The organism is Allobosea sp. BH3, from assembly GCF_025499465.1.
In the GTDB taxonomy this organism is placed as follows: Bacteria; Pseudomonadota; Alphaproteobacteria; order Rhizobiales; family Beijerinckiaceae; genus Allobosea.
The window spans coordinates 539,055-553,415 of the sequence record NZ_JAIMCA010000004.1 but is presented as its reverse complement, the minus strand read 5'-3'; the positions used below and the strand labels follow the sequence as shown (position 1 = coordinate 553,415).

Annotated in this window: 15 protein-coding genes; 8 read left to right on the top strand and 7 right to left on the bottom strand. The window is 66.1% G+C overall.

Annotated elements, in window-relative coordinates; genetic code table 11:
* Positions 1-61: 61 nt before the first annotated feature.
* Complete coding sequence (locus BoBH3_RS15540; protein ID WP_262331955.1) at positions 62-559, bottom strand: MarR family winged helix-turn-helix transcriptional regulator; 498 nt, start codon at positions 557-559, stop codon at positions 62-64.
* A 192-nt stretch (positions 560-751) separates the two neighbouring features.
* Between BoBH3_RS15540 and BoBH3_RS15535 the strand changes: the two genes are divergently transcribed.
* Positions 752-1,639: a branched-chain amino acid aminotransferase gene (locus BoBH3_RS15535; protein WP_262331720.1), complete on the top strand. Its 888-nt coding sequence runs from the start codon at positions 752-754 to the stop codon at positions 1,637-1,639.
* A 210-nt stretch (positions 1,640-1,849) separates the two neighbouring features.
* Here BoBH3_RS15535 and BoBH3_RS15530 read toward each other — a convergent pair whose 3' ends face one another.
* The 5 genes from BoBH3_RS15530 to uvrC form a co-directional block, all read right to left on the bottom strand.
* The gene (locus BoBH3_RS15530; RefSeq protein WP_262331719.1) at positions 1,850-2,917 is read right to left on the bottom strand and encodes a DUF1176 domain-containing protein; all 1,068 of its coding nucleotides are present in this window, start codon (positions 2,915-2,917) and stop codon (positions 1,850-1,852) included.
* Positions 2,895-3,350, bottom strand: a complete 456-nt coding sequence (locus tag BoBH3_RS15525) for a molybdenum cofactor biosynthesis protein MoaE (protein ID WP_410050607.1) — start codon at positions 3,348-3,350, stop codon at positions 2,895-2,897. The genes BoBH3_RS15530 and BoBH3_RS15525 overlap by 23 nt, the downstream gene beginning before the upstream one ends.
* Positions 3,351-3,358: 8 nt before the next feature.
* Positions 3,359-3,652, bottom strand: a complete 294-nt coding sequence (gene moaD, locus BoBH3_RS15520) for a molybdopterin converting factor subunit 1 (RefSeq protein ID WP_262331718.1) — start codon at positions 3,650-3,652, stop codon at positions 3,359-3,361.
* Between the two features lie 24 nt (positions 3,653-3,676).
* On the bottom strand, positions 3,677-4,288 hold the full coding sequence (gene pgsA, locus BoBH3_RS15515) for a CDP-diacylglycerol--glycerol-3-phosphate 3-phosphatidyltransferase (RefSeq protein ID WP_262331717.1): 612 nt from the start codon (positions 4,286-4,288) through the stop codon (positions 3,677-3,679).
* Between the two features lie 66 nt (positions 4,289-4,354).
* The gene (gene uvrC / locus BoBH3_RS15510) at positions 4,355-6,469 is read right to left on the bottom strand and encodes an excinuclease ABC subunit UvrC (RefSeq protein ID WP_262331716.1); all 2,115 of its coding nucleotides are present in this window, start codon (positions 6,467-6,469) and stop codon (positions 4,355-4,357) included.
* Positions 6,470-6,609: 140 nt separating this feature from the next.
* Here uvrC and BoBH3_RS15505 point away from each other — a divergent pair, with 140 nt between their 5' ends.
* The 7 genes from BoBH3_RS15505 (at position 6,610) to BoBH3_RS15475 (ending at position 13,408) form a co-directional block, all read left to right on the top strand.
* On the top strand, positions 6,610-7,629 hold the full coding sequence (locus BoBH3_RS15505; protein WP_262331715.1) for an NADP-dependent oxidoreductase: 1,020 nt from the start codon (positions 6,610-6,612) through the stop codon (positions 7,627-7,629).
* A gap of 266 nt (positions 7,630-7,895) precedes the next feature.
* Positions 7,896-9,332: a DUF1254 domain-containing protein gene (locus BoBH3_RS15500; RefSeq protein ID WP_410050606.1), complete on the top strand. Its 1,437-nt coding sequence runs from the start codon at positions 7,896-7,898 to the stop codon at positions 9,330-9,332.
* Positions 9,333-9,517: 185 nt separating this feature from the next.
* Positions 9,518-10,360: a prolipoprotein diacylglyceryl transferase gene (lgt, locus tag BoBH3_RS15495; RefSeq protein WP_262331713.1), complete on the top strand. Its 843-nt coding sequence runs from the start codon at positions 9,518-9,520 to the stop codon at positions 10,358-10,360.
* On the top strand, positions 10,357-11,448 hold the full coding sequence (locus tag BoBH3_RS15490; protein WP_262331712.1) for a class I SAM-dependent methyltransferase: 1,092 nt from the start codon (positions 10,357-10,359) through the stop codon (positions 11,446-11,448). The genes lgt and BoBH3_RS15490 overlap by 4 nt, the downstream gene beginning before the upstream one ends.
* 53 nt (positions 11,449-11,501) lie before the next feature.
* A complete protein-coding gene (gene pgeF, locus BoBH3_RS15485) occupies positions 11,502-12,266 on the top strand; it encodes a peptidoglycan editing factor PgeF (RefSeq protein WP_262331711.1) in 765 nt (254 codons plus the stop codon).
* Positions 12,267-12,431: 165 nt separating this feature from the next.
* Positions 12,432-12,701 (top strand): hypothetical protein, encoded by a 270-nt coding sequence (locus tag BoBH3_RS15480; RefSeq protein ID WP_262331710.1) that lies wholly within the window; start codon positions 12,432-12,434, stop codon positions 12,699-12,701.
* Between the two features lie 77 nt (positions 12,702-12,778).
* Complete coding sequence (locus BoBH3_RS15475; protein WP_262331709.1) at positions 12,779-13,408, top strand: 2-hydroxychromene-2-carboxylate isomerase; 630 nt, start codon at positions 12,779-12,781, stop codon at positions 13,406-13,408.
* 36 nt (positions 13,409-13,444) lie between these two features.
* Here the strand turns inward: BoBH3_RS15475 and BoBH3_RS15470 are convergent, their stop codons facing one another.
* Entirely contained in the window at positions 13,445-14,260 is an 816-nt protein-coding gene (locus tag BoBH3_RS15470) for a glycosyltransferase family 2 protein (protein ID WP_262331708.1), read from the bottom strand.
* Between the last annotated feature and the right edge of the window lie 101 nt (positions 14,261-14,361).

Genomic DNA, 14,361 nt, shown 5'->3' with positions numbered 1-14,361 from the left:
CCATAGCACAACGCGCGAAACGGGTCCCCTTCAAGGCCGCTCCTCAGGATGAGGGCTGAAATCAGGATCCGTCGAGCAGGCGCTCCACCTTGGGGCGCTCGGAAGGGTCGATCAGCGCGGAGAGGTATCGTGCCGCCGTCGCCGCGGCTTCGGGGCCGACGCTCGCAAGCGCCCGGTTGATGCGCTCGGCCTGCAGCCGCACGAGCCTGAGCGCCAGATCCTGCCCCGCCGCAGTGGTGTGGAGATGGCGCTGGCGCTTGTCCAGTCGACCGGTGCGCTGCTCGATATAGCCCTTCTCGACCAGCTCCTTGAGCACGCGGTTCAGGCTCTGCTTGGTGATCTGCAGGATGTCGAGCAGCTCCGCGATGGTCAGGCCCGGCCGCCTCTGGACGAAATGCAGCACCCGGTGATGCGCGCGGCCGAAGCCGTAATCGGCGAGGATGCGGTCCGGGTCGCCGACGAAGTCGCGATAGGCGAAGAAGAGCAGCTCGATCAGGTCGTGCGGGACGGCCTCCGCAGGCGAGCGGACCGGGGCTTCTTCGAGATCGGGGCGTGCCAGGGACAAAAGCTGCTCCGAAAATTTAGGTCAATGATATTGACATATCTCAGACGGAAGATTACCGGTCAAGCACGCCGGGCGAACGATTATTTCAAAGTCCGACGCTGAGATGCAGCTTTAGACCTGTTCTTGCGTTCAGGGAAAGCCTGTGTCGAATTCCGGCGCCTCAAGAAGCACCCAGGAGAAGGTCCCATGTCAGTCATTCCTTTCGACCAGCGCGATGGCGTCATCTGGTTCGACGGCAAGCTCGTGCCGTGGAAGGACGCGAAGGTGCACGTACTGACCCATGGGCTCCATTACGGCTCCTGCGTGTTCGAGGGCGAACGCTCCTATGACGGCGTGATCTACAAGTGCACGGAGCACACGAAGCGCTTCCACAAGTCGGCCGAGATCATGGATTTCACGATCCCCTATTCGGTCGCCGAGATCGACGAGGCCAAATATCTCTGCCTGCGCGAGAACGGCCTCAAGGACGCCTATGTCCGCCCGGTCGCCTGGCGCGGCTCTGAGATGATGGCCGTCTCGGGCCTCAACAACACGATCCATACCGCGATCGCGGTGTGGGAGTGGCCGAGCATGTTCGACATGGCGCAGAAGCTGAAGGGCATCCGCCTCGATGTCGCCGCCTATCGCCGGCCCGACCCGGCCTGCGCGCCGGTCCATGCCAAGGCGGCGGGGCTCTACATGATCGCCACGCTCTCCAAGCATAAGGCGGAGCGCGCCGGCTATGCCGACGCGATGATGCTCGATTGGGAAGGCAATGTCGCCGAATGCACCGGCGCCAACATCTTCTTCATCAAGGATGGCGTGATCCACACGCCGCAGGCGGATCGCTTCCTGAACGGCCTCACGCGCCAGTCGGTGATCGAGCTGTGCCGCCAGCGCGGCTTCGAGGTGGTGGAGCGGCGCATCCGGCCGGAAGAGCTCGAAGGCTTCTCGGAATGCTTCATCACCGGATCGGCTGCCGAGGTGACGCTCGTCTCTGAGATCGGTCCCTACAACTTCATCACCGGCAATATGGGCAAGGTGATCATGGAAGATTATTCGGCATCGGTGCGCCCGGCGTCGAAGGCGGCGTGAGAGCCGCGAGGTCGCTCTGGAAGCGGCCCGGCAAGGTCAACGCCGGAGGCCATGGAACGAGGTTTGAAGAAGGGGTCGCAGCGATGCGGCCCCTTTGCGCATTCGGCGAGCCAGGCCTCTTCCATTGAGGAACGCCACATCATCCCGGACAAGCGGCGTAGCCGCGCAGATCCGGGATGACGGCGTGGCTCCGTGCGAAATCGATACGCTCTACTTCTCGTCGCTCCTGAACAACGTGATCCAGTCATCGCCGGAAATGAGGCGGCAGATGTCCATCCCGCTGAGCTGGAGCACGGCGAACCGCGTCCCGTTCCAGCCATAGGAGCCGGATGTGCCGCAATCGCCGATGCCGCGGCCCTTGGCGTAGAACATGACGCGGCCCGACTTCGGGTCGTAATCCGCGTTGACCAGTTCATTGCCCTCGCGACCGCGGTTGCCTTCGAACTCGGCGGGCTTGGCCTTCGCGACGTCGCGCCCGGGCACCAGCCAGAACTGGCTGGCGACGTTGTAGGCGCCCCGCGAGCAGGCGATGACGATCAGCCTTGTCGAATCGTCCAACGGAAAGGCGCCGTCGGAACCCTCGGACATTTCCTCGCAGGAATCCGGCTCGCGCCGGTTCAGTTCGGCGCGCATGGCTTTCACCAGCGCCGCGGCTTGCTCCTTCGGCAAGGGCTTGCCCATGGCCGGCTTGCTGGCGATGACGGGGAGCGGCGGCGCGGGCGGCACGGTCACGGCCGTCCCCTTGCGGATCAGCGCGGACGGCGTGTTCAGCCGCCCCTGCCGCTCGTCGATCCAGAGCATGGCCGCGACCGAGCCCGCGAGCGAGAGCTTGAAGCTTCGCGCCTCGATCTTCGCCGTCAGCGTCGTGGCCTTGCGCGCGGCCGCTATCAACGCGTCGGCATCGGCGGGCGCAATCGCGATTTCTGCGGTTTCGCTATCGATGCTCGTCGTCTGCAGGCGACGGCCGGCAGCCGGGAAGGGGGCGCCATCCAATGCGAGTTCCAGCGAAAACTGCTTCGGGAGTTTCGATGCCCGCAGCTTGAGGGCGAGTGTCGGCGCGCCGGTCGGCCCGGCCGGGCGGTCGAGGCGCAGAAAGGCGATTTCGTCGTCGGCCTCGTTCGGCAGCGAGAGCGCTGTGCAGGCCCTGGTGTTGTCGCAGCCGGCGATCCAGTCGCGGAAAACCTTCATCTCGCCGATCTGGGCCTGCGCCGGCGCACACAGGGCCAGCGAAAGGAGCAACGCAGCAAAACCGGTGTCAGCTCCAGCGCTGCGCGGCATCGTCATCCTCCGCCTTGGCCTCGACCCAGCCGCCGAGCGTGCCGTCGGCGCGGTGCTCGCGCTTCCAGAACGGGGCGCGGGTCTTGAGGTAATCCATCATGAAATCGGCGGCCTCGAAGGCGGCGCGGCGATGCGCCGAGGCCGCGAGCACCAGCACGATCTGCTCGCCCGGCCGGATCAGCCCATAGCGGTGGATCGCGACCAGCCCCATCAGCGGCCAGCGCTCCACAGCTTCGGTGGCGACGCGGCTCATCTCCACTTCGGCCATGCCGGGGTAGTGTTCCAGTTCGAGAGCCGTGAGCGTGCCGGCTTCGTCGCGGCAGAGCCCGGTGAAGGAGACCACGGCGCCGATATCGGCGCGGCCGGTACTCAGAGCGTCGATCTCGTCCTGAAGCGAGAAATCCTCGCGCTGGATCCGGATGAGGGGCGTCATGGACGGCCTCAGCCGCCGGTCATCGGCGGGAAGAAGGCGATCTCGCGGGCGGTTCCGAGAGCGGCCTGCGGCTTGGCGTGGACATGGTCGAGCGCGGCGCGCACGATCTTCTCATTCTCGAAAGCGGCCTCGTAGCCTTCGCCACGCGCCTTCAGCCAGCGCACGAGATCCGCGACGGTGGCGAGATCGGCGGGAATGTCGAGCGTTTCCTCGGGGAGCCCGACACGCTCCCGCACCCAGGCAAAATAGACGATGCGGACCGGGCGCGTGCCGGCTGCCGCTGTGGCGACTGCGCTGCTCATCGCAAGGTTCTCATCGCAGGGTTCTCATGGCGTGCGCTCGTCCTGCGCGACGAGATGGCGGACGCCGGCGTTGAAATAGTCCCAGCCGGTGTAGATCGTCAGGCCGGCCGCCGCCCAGAGCAGGACGATGCCGATTGTGGTGTTGCCGGGCAAAACCTTGTCGCCGGCGGGGCCCGCAATGAGGAAGCCGAGGGCGAAGAGCTGCGCCGTCGTTTTCCATTTCGCGACCTTGCTGACCGGGACGCTGACTTTCAGCTCCGCCAGGAACTCACGCAGGCCCGAGACGAGGATTTCGCGGCAGAGGATGACGATGGCGGCCCAGAGCGTCCAGCCATGGATGGTGCCGTCCGCCACCAGCATCAGCAGCAGGGCAGCCACGAGCAGCTTGTCGGCGATGGGGTCGAGCATGCGGCCGATGGCCGATTGCTGGCTCCAGGCGCGAGCGATGTAGCCGTCGAGATAGTCCGTGATCGCGGCAACCGTGTAGATCGCCAGGGCCATCCAGCGCATCCAGTCGTCGCGCGGCCAGAACAGGATAGCCACCAGCGCGGGGATCGCGAGGATCCGGCCGTAGGTGAGGAGGTTCGGCAGCGACCAAGGGCCCCGCCGCCTGATGGCGTCTGGAAGAATCGTCACGACGAGAACCAAAGCAGCGCGACCATGACAGCGTCAACACGCAAAGCCGCGAGGCGGCCAGATGCCTCAGGCATCATGGAAGAAATCATGGACCGCCTTGGCGGTCGCGGCATTGACGCCGGGCGTGCGCATCAGGTCGTCGAGCTTGGCGCGCTGGATCGCCTTGACCGTGCCGAAATGCAGCAGGAGCGCCCTTTTTCTCGAGGGGCCGATGCCCGGAATCTCGTCGAGCGGGTTCTTCATCGTCTCGCGCTTGCGCTTGGCCCGGTGCGTGCCGATGGCGAAGCGATGCGCCTCGTCGCGCAGGCGCTGGATGAAGTAGAGCGCCGGATCGCGCGGCTGCAGCTTGAAGGGCTCGCGGCCCGCCATGTGGAAAGTCTCGCGCATGGCGTTCCTGTCCTCGCCCTTGGCGATCGCGACGAGGGGGATATCGGCCGCGCCGAGCTCGCGCATGATCTTGAGCGCTGCGCCGAACTGGCCCTTGCCGCCGTCGACGATGACGAGGTCGGGGCGGGAGGGGAAACCATCTTCGTCCTTGCGCGGTTTCGGAGCCTTGCGGATTTTTCCGCGTGAGCCCTCATCCTGAGGAGCGCCGTCAGGCGCGTCTCGAAGGATGATCGCCGAAGTTCCATCGCCCTCTGGAGCATCCTTCGGGACGGCTGCGTCGGCGGCCTCCTCTGGATGAGGGCTGAGGGAGAAGCCTTCCTCCTTCGCGAGCTTCGCGAACCTGCGCGTCAGCACCTCGCGCATCATGCCGAAATCGTCGCCCGCGATGGTGTCGGTCGAGATGTTGAAGGTGCGGTACTGGTTCTTCACGAAGCCGTCCGGCCCCGCGACGATCATGCCGCCGACCGCGTTCGTGCCCATGATGTGGGAGTTGTCGTAGACCTCGACCCGGCGGGGCGCGCTTTCCATGCCGAAGGCGGCGCCGAGCGCGGCGAGCAGCGCGCTCTGGCCGGCATTATCGGCGAGCTTGCGCGAGAGCGCTTCGCGGGCGTTCTTGAGGGCGTGCGCCATCAGGTCGGCGCGCTCGCCGCGCTTGGGATGCGCGACCTCGACCTTGCGGCCGGCCCGCGCCGAAAGCGCCTGCGCGATCAGCTCGATCTCCTCGACCGGGTGCGAGAGCAGCACGAGGCGCGGCGGCGGCTTGTCGTCGTAGAACTGGGCGACGACGGAGGCGAGCACCTCTGCCGGCGTCAGCGAGCGGTCGGCGCGGGGGAAGAGGGCGCGGTTGCCCCAGTTCTGGTGATTGCGGAAGAAGAAGATCTCGACGCAGAACTGGCCGGCCTGCTCGTCGATGGCGAAGACATCCGCCTCCTCGACGCCTTGCGTATTGATGTCCTGCCCCGCCTGCACGGCCGAGAGCGCGGCGAGCCGGTCGCGATAGCGGGCTGCCTTCTCGAATTCCAGCTCCTCGGCAGCCTCCTGCATCCGGGCGGAGAGAAGCTGCTTCACGGCGGAGGAGCGGCCGGAGAGGAAGTCGCGGGCCTGTCCGGCGAGGGCCTGATACTCGGGGATCGGGATTTCCCCGGTGCAGGGGCCGGCGCAGCGCTTGATCTGGAAGAGCAGGCAGGGGCGCGTACGGTTCTCGTAGAAGGAATCCGAGCAGGTGCGGATCAGGAAGGCCTTCTGCAGCGCATCGATGGTGCGCGTAACAGCCCAGACCGAGGCGAAGGGGCCGAAATAGTCGCCCTTGCGATGGCGCGAGCCGCGATGCTTGACCAGCGCCGGCGCCTCGTGGTCGCCGCTCAGGAGGATATAGGGAAACGACTTGTCGTCGCGCAGCAGCACGTTGTAGCGCGGCCTGAGCTGCTTGATGAGGTTCGACTCGAGCAGCAGGGCCTCGGTTTCGGTGCCGGTGGTGACGAACTCCATGTTCGCCGTCTCGGCGATCATCCGGGCGACGGCGTTGGTATGCGCCATGCCGCGGGCATAGGAGGTCACGCGGTTCTTCAGGCTCTTAGCCTTGCCGACATAGAGCACCTCGCCGGCCCGATCGAACATCCGGTAGACGCCCGGCCCGTTCGGCAGGTGCTTGGCGAATTGCTGGATGACCTCGATGCCGGCCTTGAGCGCGCCGGGTGCCGCCTCGGGAGCGAGCACGGGTTCGGTGGCGGGGAGGGCCTCCTCCTCGTCCTCGAACTCGTCCTGTGGCAGATCGTCCTGACGTTCGCGACTCATGGCCTGCATGTAGGATGCCGGAGCGGCTTCGTCATGTCAGGAATGCGCCTGGTATCGTCCGGAAATGCAGGGCCGCAGGCGCCGAGCCGTTTCAAGATGGTCACAGACGCCGGCGGCGTTCCCCAACGAGGATCAATACCATGCCCCAGCCCGACAATATTCGGATCGTTCTCGCCTCCCGTCCCGAAGGGCGGCCGAAGCCTGAGAATTTCAGGCTGGAGCATGCTGCCGTTCCCGCGCCCGCGGAGGGCGAGGTGCTGCTGGCGATCCGCTACCTCTCGCTCGATCCTTATATGCGCGGCCGGATGAGCGCGGCGAAATCCTATGCCGCCTCGACCGAGATCGGGCAGGTGATGGAAGGCGGCACCGTGGGCGAGGTGCTCGAAAGCCGCCATCCCGATTTCAAGGCCGGTGATTTCGCGTTGTCCTTCTCCGGCTGGCAGTCCCATGCCGTGGCGAAGGGCGCACAGCTTCGCAAGCTCGATCCGAAGGCCGCGCCGCTCTCGACGGCGCTGGGCGTGCTCGGCATGCCGGGCTTCACCGCCTATTCCGGGCTTCTCACCATCGGCCAGCCGAAGACGGGCGAGACGGTGGTCGTCGCGGCGGCGAGCGGGCCGGTCGGCTCGGCGGTCGGTCAGATCGCGCGGATCAAGGGCGCGCGGGCGGTGGGCATCGCCGGCGGGCCGGAGAAATGCGCCTATGTGAAGGAAAAGTTCGGCTTCGACGCGGTGGTCGACCATCGCGATCCGGACCTGGCCGGCAAGCTGGCAGCGGCCTGCCCTGACGGCATCGATGTCTATTTCGAGAATGTCGGTGGCCATGTCTGGGACGCCGTCTTCCCGCTGCTCAACACATTCGCGCGCATTCCGGTCTGCGGGCTGATCGCGCAATATAATGCGACCGGCGATTTCCCGGGGCCGGACCGGCTGCCGGTTCTGATGCGGCAGGTGCTGTCGAAGAGCCTGACGATCCGGGGCTTCATCCAGCGCGAGTTCGCCGAGGCCCAGGGGCCGAGCTTCCGCAGCGAGATGGCGCGCTGGATCGCCGAGGGCGCCGTCAAATACAAGGAGGACGTCGTCGAGGGGCTGGCGAACGCGCCGGAAGCCTTCATCGGGCTGCTCGAAGGCAAGAACTTCGGGAAGCTGGTCGTGAAGCTTTGACGATGAGGTGAGGCACGGCCCCCGCGATCCCGCGGGCGGCATGCCATGCGCAGTCAGGGGGAATGGCGATCTCCAGAACCCGAGAACTTGCGCCCATCTGACCTTGGGTCATAATCGGTCGGGCTGGCGAAATGGCCTCCGGATCAAGGAGGCGCCGGCCTTTGCATGCTCGACGCAATGTTGCAGCAGATCTATATTGCAGAAGATTACTGAAAAAGGGCGGCCATATCCGAGAAACCGTGAAGAAAATAAAATGGGAGGTCAGGATGGGCAGACATTTACTTGTTAATTCTTTCTGCGCTTTATTGGCTTCAATTCTTGCTCCCGTGGCGATGGCTCAAAGCAGCCCGCCAGCCGTCACCGAGGCCGAGGCCCACTCGATCGGGGTGGATGCCTATATTTACCTCTACCCGCTGGTCACGATGGACGTGACACGCCGGCAGGCGACCAACATCGAGCCCGGCAAGGTCTTCGGGCGCGGGCCGATGAACATGTTCGTCAATGTGCCTGAGTTCCCGCCTGCCGATTTCCGGGACGTCGTCCGGCCCAACTTCGACACGCTGTATTCGATCGCTTGGATCGACATGTCGAAGGATGCCGCCGTCGTATCCGTGCCCGACACCGGCGGACGGTTCTATCTCCTGCCGATGCTCGACATGTGGTCGGACGTGTTCGCATCGCCGGGCTGGCGCACGACGGGAACGCAGGCCGGCAACTTCCTGCTCACGCCGCCGAAATGGAGCGGCACGGTTCCCGACGGGATGACGCGGATCGACGCCCCGACGCCGACGGTCTGGGTGATCGGCCGGACCAAGACGGACGGGCCGCCCGACTATGAAGCCGTGCACAAGATCCAGGCCGGCTACAAGGTCACGCTGCTGTCGGATTGGGGGAAGCCGCCCCGCGCCGCCGAGGTCAGGATCGACCCGAATGTCGATATGAAGACGGCGCCAAAGGCGCAGGTCGACGCCATGCCGGCGGCAGCCTATTTCGGCTACGCCGCAGAGCTACTCAAGCTCCACCCACCCCATCTCACCGACCAGCCGATCATCGCGCAGATGAGGCGAATCGGGATCGAGGCCGGCAAGAGCTTCGATGTCGAAAAGCTCTCTCCGGCTGTGCGGAGCGGCCTCCAGGGGACGCCGGAGGCTGCACGCAAGCTGATGGAGTGGAAAATCCCGACGCTGGCGCGTGTCGCCAATCATTGGTCGATGAACACCGACACGATGGGCGTCTACGGCAACTACTATCTCAAGCGGGCCATCGTCGCGCAGGTCGGTCTCGGCGCGAACCTGCCCGAGGATGCGATCTATCCGCTCAATCTCGGCGACGAAGCCGGCAGGCCGCTCGACGGCGGCAGCAAGTACACGATCCAGTTCGAGCGCGGCGCGGCGCCGCCGGTCAACGCGTTCTGGTCGATCACCCTCTACGATCAGGAGGGCTTCCAGGTCGCCAACAGCCTCAACCGCTTTGCCGTGAGCAGCTGGATGCCGTTCAAATACAATCCCGACGGTTCCCTGACGCTCTATATGCAGAACGAAAGCCCCGGGCCGGACAGGGAGGCCAACTGGCTTCCGTCTCCGAAAGGCGCCTTCAACCTGACGATGCGGCTCTATGGCCCGAAATCGGAGGCGCTTACCGGGCGCTGGAATCCGCCGCCGATGACAAAAATTCAGGGACTTCCGGCGCTCGTTGGCCAATAGCAACGACGAGAATCGCGCAGGGCTTTCCTAAGGCGTTTGCCGAAGGTTGCTGCCGCTTGTCTTGAGCCGGAGCGCTGCTTCCCGGCGCATCAACTGGCCCCTGCCTGGACCGGCAGGGCGCCTTTTCGCTTGACCGCATCACGGCCCGGCAGCCATCACCGTGCGCCCGCTGCCGGATACTCCTCATGCCCGTCTTCGCGATTCCCTTTCCGATGATCGATCCCGTCGCGGTCCAGCTCGGACCGCTTGCGGTGAAATGGTACGGGCTCGCCTATGTCGTCGGCCTGATCGGCGGCTGGTGGTATGCGCGCCGGCTCGTCATGGCCGAGGGGCTCTGGGGCGGGCGGGCGCGGCCGAAGCCGGAAGAGCTCGACGACATGCTGCTCTTCGTGGCGATCGGCGTCGTGCTCGGCGGGCGGATCGGCTTCGTGCTGTTCTACGATCTCGAACGCTACCTCTCCCGGCCGCAGGACATCATCGCGATCTGGCAGGGCGGCATGTCCTTCCATGGCGGGCTGATCGGCGCGACGCTGGGCCTGTGGCTGTTCGCGCGGCGGCGCGGCTATCCGGCGCTCTCGGTCTTCGACCTCGCGGGCGCTGTCGTGCCGATCGGGCTCTTTCTCGGGCGCATCGCCAATTTCATCAATGCCGAGCTCTGGGGCCGGCCGGCTCCCGACGTTCCCTGGGCGATGGTCTTTCCTCATGGCGGGCCGGTGCCGCGCCATCCAAGCCAGCTCTACGAGGCGCTGGGGGAGGGCATTCTGCTCTTCGTGCTGGTCAACCTGCTGGTGCGCTTCGGCGGCTTCAAACGACCGGGCTTGGTCGCCGGCGTCTTCGGCATGGGCTATGCGGTCGCGCGCATCGTCTGCGAGTTCTTCCGCGAGCCCGATCCGCAGCTCGGCTTCCTGTTCGGCACCTCGGTCGATGCGCTTTCGGGCGGCATCACGATGGGCATGGTGCTGTCGCTGCCGGTGTTCTTCGCCGGGCTCTGGCTCGCGCTGCGCAGCAGGGCCGGGCCGCGCGCGTGAACGCGCTCGAAGCAGAGATCGTCGAGATCATCCGAGCTGACGGGCCAATGCCCGTGTCGCGCTATATGGGGCTCTGCCTCGGCCATCCGCGCCATGGCTACTACACGACGCGGGACCCCTTCGGGCGCGAGGGCGACTTCACCACGGCGCCCGAGATCAGCCAGATGTTCGGCGAGTTGATCGGGCTTTGGGCCGCGCATCTCTGGCAGGCGATGGGCGCGCCGGCGCGGTTCCGGCTGGTCGAGCTCGGGCCGGGGCGCGGCACGCTGATGTCCGACATGCTGCGGGCAACGCGGATCTTGCCCGGCTTCCGCGAGGCGGCTTCGATCCATCTGGTCGAGACGAGCCCCGCGCTGCGCGCCCGGCAGGCGGCGGCACTCACGGGCTTCGACCCGGTCTGGCACGATGGTCTTGCGAGCGCGCTCGAAGGGCCGGTCATTCTCGTCGCCAACGAATTCCTCGACGCCCTGCCGCTCGACCAGTTCGTGATGACACAAGAGGGTTGGCGCGAGCGGTTGGTGGGGCTCGACTCGGAGGGAAAGCTCGCTTTCGGGCTAGCGGCCCAAGCCGAGGGGGCGCTTGGGGTCAGTGCGCCGGCAGGCTCCGTCTTCGAGCAGCCTTCGCTGGCGCTGGACATCGTCGGGCAGGTGGCGGGGCACGTCGCGGCCGAAGGTGGGGCGGCGCTGTTCATCGACTATGGCTCGGTCCGCTCCGGCTACGGCGACACGCTGCAGGCGATGCGCAAGCATGGCTTCGTCGATCCTCTCGCTCAGCCGGGGGAGGCGGACCTCACCGTCCATGTCGATTTCGAGCGCATGGGGCACGCAGCCCTGAAGGCGGGCGCAGCGCTGCACGGGCCGGCGAGCCAGCGCGACTTCCTGCTGGCGCTGGGGCTGGCGCAACGCGCGCAGGCGCTGTCGCTGAAGGCCGATGCCGATCAGCGGGATGCGATTTCAGCCGCTTTCGACCGGTTGATCGAGCCGGGTGAGACCGGCATGGGCGAATTGTTCAAGGTTCTCGCTCTATCCCGACCCGACCTGCCGCTGCTGCCCGGATTTGACCTTCATCGGCTGCCAGATCAGGGCTGATATCCGCCGCTCTCTTTGCCGCCCCTCGCGGATTCGCCAAACCGGACGACGCCATGTTCATCACCTCCCGCGAACTCGCTGGCGAAGCCGGCATCCGCCACGCCTTCTTCACCCGCGAGGGCGGCGCGTCCGGCGGCATTTACGGCTCGCTCAACGGCGGGCTCGGCTCGAACGACGAGCCGGCAGCCATTGCCGAGAACCGGGCGCGGATGGCGCGGCATCTCAAGGTCGAACCAACCCATCTCGTCAGCCTGTACCAGGTGCATTCTCCCGACGTCGAAGTCGTGACGGGCCCCTGGGCCGGCGAGCGGCCGAAGGCGGATGCGATGGTGACGGTCTCGCAGAACGTCGCGCTCGGCGTTTCCAGCGCCGATTGCGGGCCGATTCTCTTCGCGGATGGCGAGGCGCGGGTGATCGGGGCGGCGCATTCCGGCTGGAAGGGCGCCTTTAGCGGCGTGGTCGGCGCGACGGTGACGGCGATGGAGAAGCTCGGCGCAAGGCGGGAGCGCATCCTCGCCGTGCTGGGGCCGACCATCAGCGCCAGGGCCTATGAGGTCGGGCCGGAATTCATCGAGCGCTTCAAGGCCGAGAACCGGACCTATGCCCGCTTCTTCACGGCGTCCGAGCGCGCCGCCCATGCGATGTTCGACCTGCCGGCCTTCATCGCGCTGAAGGCGCAGGAGGCCGGGATCGGCCGCTTCGTCGATATGGGCCTGTGCACCTATGCCGACGAGACGCGCTTCTTCAGCTATCGGCGCACCACCCATCGTGGTGAAAGCGACTATGGCCGGCTGATCTCGGCGATCGCGCTCGACTAGTATCGACTTCACCGATAGCCGGCGGCGGTCTGCAACCAGCGCTTGCTGGATTGTGCGGACGGAGTCATCGTCGCGCCCAGGCCGGTCGAATGCATCGCTTCCCCGGCCCGGGATGTCCGTCGGGCGGTGCATGCGAGATGCGGGGCCGAGATGGAGCAGATTCTGATGAACCTCGTCGCCGGTGCGATCGGCGGCAATGCGGCCGGCAAGGCCAGCCCCAGTTTCGATCTCGGAACCTTGGGCAATACGATCTCGGGGCTGGTCGGCGGCGGCGTGCTGGGCCAACTCGTCCCGCTTGTCCTGCCGGCGATCAGCGCCGCGGCGCAGGGCGGCAATCTCAGCGTTGGAAGCATCCTCGCCAATCTGATCAGTGGCGGTGCCGGCGGTGCGATCCTCACCGTGATCATCGGCGCCATGAAGAACAAGGCTGCCTGACCGCGTTGAATCCCCTGCCTGTCCCGTCATTCGGGGTGTAGGGTCTTTCTCTTCCTCTCTCGCCTGCGAGTCCTGCCTTGCCTCGGTCCATCGCCTATTACTTCTCGCTGCATTCGCCCTGGACCTATCTCGGCAACGAGCTCTTCCATGAGATCGCCCGGCGGCATGGCTGCGACATCGACTATCGGCCGGTGCCGCTGCGCTCCGTCTTCGACGAGACGGGCGGGGTTCCGCTGCCGAAGCGCCATCCCGTGCGCCAGCGCTACCGGCTGATGGATCTCCAGCGTTGGCGCGAGCGGCGCGGCCGCAAGCTCGTGCTGCAGCCGAAGCATTTCCCTTTCGATCCCGCACAGGCGGATCGCATGGCGATCGCGATCATGCTGGGTGGGGGCGATCCGTCCGGTTTCATCGAAGACGTGATGGCCGGCGTCTGGGCTCGCGAGGACGATATGAGCCGGCCGGAGGCGCTGCTCGCCGTCGCGTCGCGCGCCGGGTTCGACGGCTCGACTTTGCTGGAGGCGGCCGAAAGCGAGCCGGTGCAGCAACGATATAATGACTCGCGGGAAGCGGCCGTCGCGGCCGGCGTCTTCGGCGCGCCGAGCTATGTGCTCGATGGCGAGGTGTTCTGGGGGCAGGATCGGCTGGAACTGCTCGATTCGGCACTGGCGAGCGGCCGGGCTCCGTATCGGGTCGAAGGGGCGGTCTAAGGTCCGAGGCCGGCACGGCAGGGCCGGCTCTCCGGCTCAGCGTTCGGCGGGCTCGTGCTTCGCCGGCGTCGCGGACGGGACGATTCCAGCGCGTCGTTCGAGGCGCCGCTCCCAATGCTTGGCGACGCGCAGATAGCGGTAGAAGGCGTAGTTCATCGCGGTCATGAAGCCGTAGATGCCGCGCAGCGCATGGCGCCGCCCGATATAGGCCTTGACGAAATTGGCCGGGAACTCGGCGGCCAGCCTGAATACCGAGAGCGTTTCGCCGCGCGCATCCAGATCGTCGGCCTGCGCGTCGCTGTAGGCGTTGAGCTTCTCCATCTGCTCGCCGAGCGAACGGACGGAGAAGTGATGGACCGTTCCGTTCAGCTTTCCGACGCGGGCGCCGGGCTGAAGGTCCACACGGTCATGCACGGGCGAAGGCGAATAGCGACCTTTGCTCTTGCGGTAGAGCCGCACCGGCGCCAGCGCATAGGCGAAGCGATGCGGCGCCCGCTCGCCGGGGAAGATTTCGGCGATGCGAATCTTGTAGGCGTCGGCCGAGGGCTCGCCCCGGGCGAAGAGCGCGGCGATCTCGGCGGCGAGATCGGGGGGCAGGACTTCGTCGGCGTCGAGATTGAGCAGCCAGTCATGCCGGCACTGCTCTTCGGCGAAGCGCTTCTGCGGGCCATAGCCCGGCCAAGGGTTGAACATGACGCGCGCGCCGAGCGCTTCGGCCAGAGCCTGAGTGCCGTCGCTGGATCCGGAGTCAACCACGAGAATATCGTCGCTCAATCCACGCGCCGCCTCGATCGTGCGACCGATCCGGTCCGCCTCATTCTGGGCAATGATGAAGATTGAGAGCGGCGGCACGAGTCATTCGATCCTTGTGATTTCGAGCCTTAAGCACGCTACTCTGTCAGCAGCAACCATGCCTGAAAAAGATGCATTTGAGCGAGGGAACTTTGGCTAAA